Source organism: Streptomyces hilarionis (assembly GCF_024539675.1).
Lineage (GTDB): Bacteria > Actinomycetota > Actinomycetes > Streptomycetales > Streptomycetaceae > Streptomyces > Streptomyces hilarionis.
In genome coordinates this window covers 136,497-143,239 of record NZ_JAHHIT010000004.1, presented here as the reverse complement: position 1 = coordinate 143,239, position 6,743 = coordinate 136,497, and the positions used below count along the sequence as shown (strand labels likewise).

Annotated in this window: 6 protein-coding genes; 1 reads left to right on the top strand and 5 read right to left on the bottom strand. The window is 71.9% G+C overall.

Annotated elements, in window-relative coordinates; translation table 11 throughout:
• Both KMS84_RS02305 and KMS84_RS02300 read right to left on the bottom strand, forming a co-directional pair.
• Positions 1-941, bottom strand: a 941-nt coding sequence (locus tag KMS84_RS02305; protein WP_256914295.1) for a LacI family DNA-binding transcriptional regulator, incomplete at its 3' end; no start/stop codon positions are given.
• 293 nt (positions 942-1,234) lie between these two features.
• Positions 1,235-1,603 carry a VOC family protein gene (locus KMS84_RS02300; RefSeq protein ID WP_256914294.1) on the bottom strand — a complete coding sequence of 123 codons (369 nt, stop codon included), beginning with the start codon at positions 1,601-1,603 and terminating at the stop codon, positions 1,235-1,237.
• Between the two features lie 63 nt (positions 1,604-1,666).
• On the opposite strand from KMS84_RS02300, the gene KMS84_RS02295 reads away from it, so the two are divergent.
• Positions 1,667-2,125, top strand: coding sequence for a MarR family winged helix-turn-helix transcriptional regulator (locus KMS84_RS02295; protein WP_256914293.1), 459 nt, complete (start codon positions 1,667-1,669; stop codon positions 2,123-2,125).
• Positions 2,126-2,259: 134 nt separating this feature from the next.
• Here the strand turns inward: KMS84_RS02295 and KMS84_RS02290 are convergent, their stop codons facing one another.
• The 3 genes from KMS84_RS02290 to KMS84_RS02280 all read right to left on the bottom strand — a co-directional run bounded on the left by KMS84_RS02290 (position 2,260) and on the right by KMS84_RS02280 (position 6,692).
• Positions 2,260-3,495, bottom strand: coding sequence for an acyltransferase family protein (locus tag KMS84_RS02290; protein ID WP_256914292.1), 1,236 nt, complete (start codon positions 3,493-3,495; stop codon positions 2,260-2,262).
• Between the two features lie 277 nt (positions 3,496-3,772).
• A complete protein-coding gene (locus tag KMS84_RS02285; protein WP_256914291.1) occupies positions 3,773-6,046 on the bottom strand; it encodes a catalase in 2,274 nt (757 codons plus the stop codon).
• A 352-nt stretch (positions 6,047-6,398) separates the two neighbouring features.
• The gene (locus tag KMS84_RS02280; protein ID WP_256914290.1) at positions 6,399-6,692 is read right to left on the bottom strand and encodes a hypothetical protein; all 294 of its coding nucleotides are present in this window, start codon (positions 6,690-6,692) and stop codon (positions 6,399-6,401) included.
• Between the last annotated feature and the right edge of the window lie 51 nt (positions 6,693-6,743).

Below are 6,743 nucleotides of genomic sequence, written 5' to 3'. Positions count from 1 at the left end.
GCGCCGGGGTGGTCGAGCCGTTCGACGAGGAGGTCCACGGCGAGCCGGCCCATCTCCTCGGCCGGCACGTCGGCCGCGGTGAGGCGCGGGGTCACCGTCTCCGCCCACCGCTGCGCCACCACCCCGGTGACGGAGAAGTCGCGCGGCACACGACGGCCCGCCCGCGCCAGCCCCCGGTACAGGCCGCCCAACGCCGCCTCGTTCAGCGTCACCAGCGCCGTGGTCGCCGGATCGTCGTGCAGGATCCGCTCCACGCACGCCTGCCCCGCCGCCGCGTCGTCCCCGCAGCAGTACACGGCCACCGTCAGCCCACGCTCCGCCGCCGCCCCGGTGAACCCGTCCAGCCCCCGGTGCGCCGACTCGTACCCCGCCCGCAACAACACCTCGGGCCTGTTGACGAAGGCCACCCGACGATGACCCAAGTCGGCCAGATGACGAACACAGGCGGCCGCCAGCGCCGTATGGTCCAGACCCACCCACCAGTCACCGTCCGGATCGGCGGTACGGCCGATCGACACGGAGGGAAAGCCCAAAGCGGCCAGATGGTCCACCCGGTCGTCCTGAAGCCTGATCTCCATCAGGATCGCCCCGTCGACCCGCCGCTCCCCCAGCAGCCGCTGGAAGGACCGGTCGCTGTCCACACCGCTCGGCGACAGCAGCACGTCGTAGTCGCAGGCCGCCGCCGCCTCCACCACACTGCCGATGAAATCGAGCTGCATACCCGTGTAGTGACTGCCCGCCGGCGGGAACACCAGCCCCAACGTGCTCGTGCGCCCGTTCGCCAACGCCCGCGCACTCGCGTTGGGCCGATACCCCAACTCGTCGATCACCCGCCGGATCCGCCGCCGCGTCTCCTCCGACACCGGACGCTTACCGCTCAACGCATACGACACGGTGCTCCGCGAGACACCCGCCCGCCGCGCGATCTCACCGATGTTCACGCACCACTCCTCACCGCGGCCGGGCCGGACTGGACAGGACTGGATTGAATCGAAGCGGTTCGATGATCCAGAAGGATCATGCTGTTACAAGCCGTCGAACCGGTTCGCGTGAAGTGAAGTTAGGAGCAACCCTGACGGGGTGTCAACGCCTCGGACCGAAATTCCCGCGACGCCGAGGAAGGCAGGCGCCGAGTCCGGCGCGGGCGACGGCGCCGAACGCGCCGGTGGGCCCACGCGTCCTTGGACGCGTGAGCCCACCGGGCGCCGACTCGCCGGCCGCGCCGGGCGGCCGCTCAGGCGCGGTCGTGAAGGGTGACCTGGTACCCGTCGGGGTCGGCGAAGGTGAACGTCCGCCCGAAGGGGCCGTCGACAGGCGCGGAGACGATCGTGTGACCGTCGGCGACGAGGGTGTCGTGGATGCCCTGGACGTCGGCGGCATGGAGCCAGATCGCGACGCCGGTGCCGGGCTGGGCGACGGATGCGAGGTCGGTGCCCGGAAGAACGTCGCGCAGCGCGAACGCGATCGGTTCCGTCTCGAAGACGACGGCGTGCGGAGGTCCGGCCTGCGAGCGGACGACGCCGAGGTACTGCTCGTAGAAGGCCTGCGAAGCGTCGAGGTCGCGCACCTGGAGCGAGAGGAAGTCGGGGCCGGTCACGGGCATGGAAATGCTCCTTGTCGTCATGTCAGCTTCCTGACACGCGTCACCGTATGTCAGAATGCTGACATGAGTCAAAGCGGTGACGGCGTCGACCTGGACAAGTCTCTGGGCTACCTGCTCAAGGAGGCTTCGAGCGCGCTGCGCGCAGCCATGGAGGAGGTGCTGCGGCCACTCGGAATGACCGTGACGCACTACTCCTGCCTCGAACTGCTGGCCCAGCGGCCGGGCTTGTCGAACTCCGAGCTCGCGCGCGGCGCGTTCGTGACACGGCAGTCGATGAATGTGCTGCTCCAGACCCTGGAACGAGAGGGCTACGTGACCCGGCCCGCGCAGGCGCCCGTCGGGAAGGCTCTTCCGGCGCGGCTCACGCCCCGCGGTCGGCGCAGCCTGGAGCAGGCGTCCGCGGCGGTCCGGTCCGTCGAGGTCAGGATGCTGGACGGCATCACGGGGCCGGAGCAGTCGGAGGCGTTCCGGATCCTCCAGAGCATGATTCGTTCCCTGCGCCGGGGCGCGGACGGCGCGTAGCTCACCCTTCGCCCGGCGTCCCGCTTCACGCGTGCGCGTGCCCCGGCCGCTTGGCCGCTCGGCGTGGGGGGCGCGCGATGCCCGGCGTCCCTGCCGCCGTCGGCGCCCCGCGGGATGCGGGGCCGCCCGTGGCGTCAGTGCTCGGCGTGTCGTCCCTCGGGCAGAGGTGCGCCGTCTCGTGCGTCACGCCCGCCCCGGCGGGAGCGGCCCGCCGCGATCATGGACTTCCAGGACCTGTTGCGCTTGAAGGGCATCTCGAAGACGCGGGAGAACAGCCACGCCCCGAGCACCGACGCGGGCAGGGCCAGCGCGAGCGTGAGACAGAAGGTGGGCATGCCGGGCGCCACGACACGCGGGGCCACCCGGCGGATCACGACCATGACCAGCGGCAGATGGATCAGGTACAGGCTGTACGAGAAGTCGCCGAGAGCACGGAAGGGACGCGTGGACAGGAGCCGTACGAGGGCGCCGGGTCTGCCGGTGGCGACCGCGGCGACGAGCATCGTCATGGCGGGCGCGACGGCGAGGTCCACCCAGAAGTAGTGCTGAACCGTCCAGACCGCACCCCGCCGGAAGCCGAGCAGCACGACCGGCGCGGCGGCGAGGAGGGCGAACCACGCCCACGGCAGGCGTCGCACGCGGTCCGAGGCGACGACGACTCCCGCGCCGATCACTCCCGCGACGAAGACGGGAGCGAGATGCACGGCGAGCCGGTTGTCGCCCTCGACGGGATTGGCGTGGGCGGCCGTCAGACCGAGGGCGATCACGGGAAGCGTCGCGCAGGCGGCCAGGGCGACGGCGCCGAACCGTCGCCGCACCAGCAGGAGAAGGGGGAAGAGGACGTACAGCTCGGCCTCCACCGCGATCGACCAGAACGCGCCGTTGGGGGTCGGGGCGTGGACGACGTCCTGGGCGACGAGGCCGTAGACCAGGATCGACGCACCGGTGGGCGGTCCGAAGTGCGAAGCCGGCACCAGGGCCCAGGAGATGACCAGGCTCATGGCGAGGGCCGCCCAGTAGGGAGGCAGGATCCGCCAGGCGCGTCGGCGCAGGAACTCGGCGACGCCGCCCGACCGCCAGCCGTGCCGGGCCGGGGAGATCGCCAGCGAGAATCCGGACAGCACGAGGAAGAACACGACCGCGAGGCGTCCGAACATCAGCACGTCCAGCCACGCGGGCGCCGTGCTGTTCGGGTATCCCCGGAAGGTGTACAGCCAGCAGTGGAACAGCACGACGTACAGGGCCGTCAGTCCGCGGAGACCGTCCAGTCCCGGCACCTGCCGGCGGACGGGCGCCCCGGTCGCCTTCTCCTCGGGCTCCGGCGGGACGGCCAGGGCCACGGCGCCGTCCGCCGCACGACTCGCATCCACGGAAATCGTCAGCCCTTCCTCCGGACACCGAGTGCCCGCACGCTGCCGCCGTTTCGGCGGTCGCTGCCCCGTGCAGCCGGCGACCGGCGTGTGCCCGACCGCCCGCCCCCGACCGATCACGGCGGGACGCGGGGCGTCGGCACGCCCGCTCACCGTGACTGGTACGTGGCGTCCGCCCGCACGGTTCAACAGGCGGCCCACAGCTTGTGTCGGGCTCGCACGACGAAAAGCCGGGCGGATCCGTTCCCGCCCGGCTCTCGTCGTGTGTGCGCCGTGATCAGACCCCGGAGAACCGCTCCCACACGCGGTGCGAGCCGAGCAGCCCGGTCACCTGCTCCAGGACGGCGGAGCCGGATGCGCCCAGGACGACGCCGGGCGCGTGCGCGGGGACGCCGGCCGCTTCCAGCACGTCCGCGCCCAGCGCCCAGCCGCCGATGGCCTTGCCGTGCCGGTACGCCTCCCCCAGCAGCAGCGCCACGCGCGGATCGAGGCCCGACGGCGATGCGCCGGGCGCGGCCTTGGCGTCGCGGGCTCCGAAGGCGTCGTCGCCGACCGCGGGGGTTCCCGCGAGGAGGACGGCGTCGAACTCGACGGACCGCGCGGTCGCGTACGTGCGTTGGACCGTGAGCCCGCCGTCGCCCTCGCCGAGCGTGCCGCCGGCCGGGGCGATGATCAGGGGCACCATGCCGCTCGCGAGCACCGCCTCCCGCACGGCGCGGACCTCGTCCAGGTCGCCGTTCCCGCCGGCGACGATCCCGACGACGCGGCCGTCGGTGGGCCAGGCACGGCCGAGCTGGGACAGCGCCGGACTCGGCTCGACGTCGGCGTGCGGCACGGTCGGGGCCGGAGCCGGCAGGCCGAGGCCCGAGGCGACCAGGGCGCAGAGCTCCGTGTCGATGTTGGCGAGGACCTGGAGGGCCCGTTCCTTGATGGCCTGCTCGTAGCACTTGCTCAGTTCGAAGGTGTACGCGCCGATGATGTGCTCGCGCTCGACCGGGGTCATGCTGAGCCAGAACCGGCGGGGCTGGCTGAAGTGGTCCGCGAACGACTCGGGCGCCTCCCGGACCTTGGCCGCCTCCGGGACACGCACCGGCGCCTCCACGAACGCCGCGGCGTCGGCCCCTGCCGTGAAGGGGCAGCCGCCGTCCAGGGAGTTCGGCCGGTACGGCGCGACGCCGCGGTGCACGGCCGTCTGGTGCATCCCGTCCCGCAGCATGTCGTTCACCGGCGCGTGCGGTCGGTTGATGGGCAGCTGGGGGAAGTTCGGTCCGCCCAGGCGGGTGATCTGGGTGTCGAGGTAGGAGAACAGCCGGCCGGCGAGCAGCGGGTCGTCGGTGACGTCGATGCCGGGCACGAGGTGACCGACGTGGAAGGCGACCTGCTCGGTCTCGGCGAAGTAGTTGGACGGGTTGCGGTTCAGGGTCAGCAGCCCGACCGGCTGCACGGGGGCGAGCTCCTCCGGGACGAGGTTCGTCGGGTCCAGGAGGTCGATGCCCTCGAAGGTCTGGTCCGGGGTGTCGGGAAAGGTCTGGATGCCGAGCTCCCACTGCGGGTGCGCGCCCGCCTCGATGGCGTCGGCCAGGTCGCGGCGGTGGAAGTCGGGGTCGACGCCGTTGGTGAGCTGCGCCTCCTCCCAGACCAGGGAGTGCACCCCGAGCTTCGGCTTCCAGTGGAACTTGACCAGGGTCGTGCGGCCCTCGGCGTCGACGAGGCGGAAGGTGTGGACCCCGAAGCCCTCCATCATCCGGTAGGAGCGCGGGATGCCCCGGTCGGACATGTTCCACAGGGTGTGGTGCGCCGCCTCCGTGTGCAGCGTGACGAAGTCCCAGAACGTGTCGTGCGCGCTCTGCGCCTGCGGGATCTCCCGGTCCGGGTGCGGCTTCCCGGCGTGGATGATGTCGGGGAACTTGATGGCGTCCTGGATGAAGAACACCGGCATGTTGTTGCCGACCAGGTCGAAGACGCCTTCGCTCGTGTAGAACTTGGTCGCGAAGCCGCGGGTGTCGCGCACCGTGTCGGACGAGCCGCGCGAGCCCAGGACCGTGGAGAACCGCACGAAGACCGGCGTCTCCTCGTCCGCGGCGAGGAACGCGGCCCTGGTGACGCCGGCCGCGCTGCCGTAGCTGCGGAACACTCCGTGCGCCGCCGCGCCCCGGGCGTGGACCACACGCTCCGGGATGCGCTCGTGGTCGAAGTGCATGACCTTCTCGCGCAGGTGGTGGTCCTGCAACAGGACGGGTCCGCGGGGTCCCGCCTTGAGCGAGTGGTCGCTGTCGTACAGCCGCGTCCCCTGCGCGTTCGTGAGATGGCTGCCGGACTGCGCCATGCGGGCCTGGTCCGCACCGGTCGGCTGGCCCGTGGGCGACGCGGTGTCGGGGCCGCTCTGGTCGGCCTTCGGCGGCAGGGGCTCCCGGGGCCGGGTCGGTTCCTCGACGGACGGCGACTCGGAACCGGGCTTCCCGGGGATGCCGTCCTCGGGCCCTCCGTCGCCGCCGTGCAGGGTGTCCGTGACCTTCCGGGCTGCTCGCTGAAGGGGGTTGGCCTCGCTCATCGTCACATTCCTTGCTTCTGAACGGTGGGGGAATCGTCAGGGATGAACCGGTGGAAACAGCGCGTTTCGATCAACCTCTCGCGTCGGGCCGGGGCGTGCGCCGCCCGCCCGACGGGAGACGGCGCCGATGCCGGCCCTGCCGTCGCGGCGCTCCCGGAACCGCTGCCCGGGGGCTCCCGACGTCGAGCCGACCAGCCGTGTACCCGAACAGCGGCGTCCAACCCCCGCGCACGCGTCGGACACCGGCGAACAGGCCGAGCACCGCTGCGGCCGGACGCCGCGCCGCCCTCCCCTCCCCGCCCGGCGTTCCCGGTGCGCGGGGCGTCGCCGGTACGCCCGGCGGAATCGGTCCTCAGCCGGTGACCACCTTGTGGGCCTGGTAGATCCGAGGTTCCGTCTCGGGGACGCCCGCTTCGCGAAGAAGGGGAGCGAGCTTCTCCCCGAACTGCCGGAACGCGTCCTCGGACTCCCAGACGTCCGTCACGAACCAGCCGGTCGGACTGGGGCCGGTCGCGTGCGAGATCAGACCCGGCACGGGCCAGTCCGAGGGCTTCGAGAGACCGCGTCCCCCGGTCATCCTGTCGGTGAGCTGCTCGTACTGGGCCCGGGTCATGCCGGGGAAGTCGAACGTGATGATGATCGTCAAGGTGGGAACCGCTCTCGCTCGATGGCCGTCTGCCTCCTCCGAGCTGACCAG

Excerpts from the sequence above, each read along its gene's own strand:
- KMS84_RS02300 (WP_256914294.1), bottom strand. The coding sequence starts at position 1,603 with ATGCCCGTGACCGGCCCCGACTTCCTCTCGCTCCAGGTGCGCGACCTC.
- KMS84_RS02295 (WP_256914293.1), top strand. The coding sequence starts at position 1,667 with ATGAGTCAAAGCGGTGACGGCGTCGACCTGGACAAGTCTCTGGGCTAC.
- KMS84_RS02285 (WP_256914291.1), bottom strand. The coding sequence starts at position 6,046 with ATGAGCGAGGCCAACCCCCTTCAGCGAGCAGCCCGGAAGGTCACGGAC.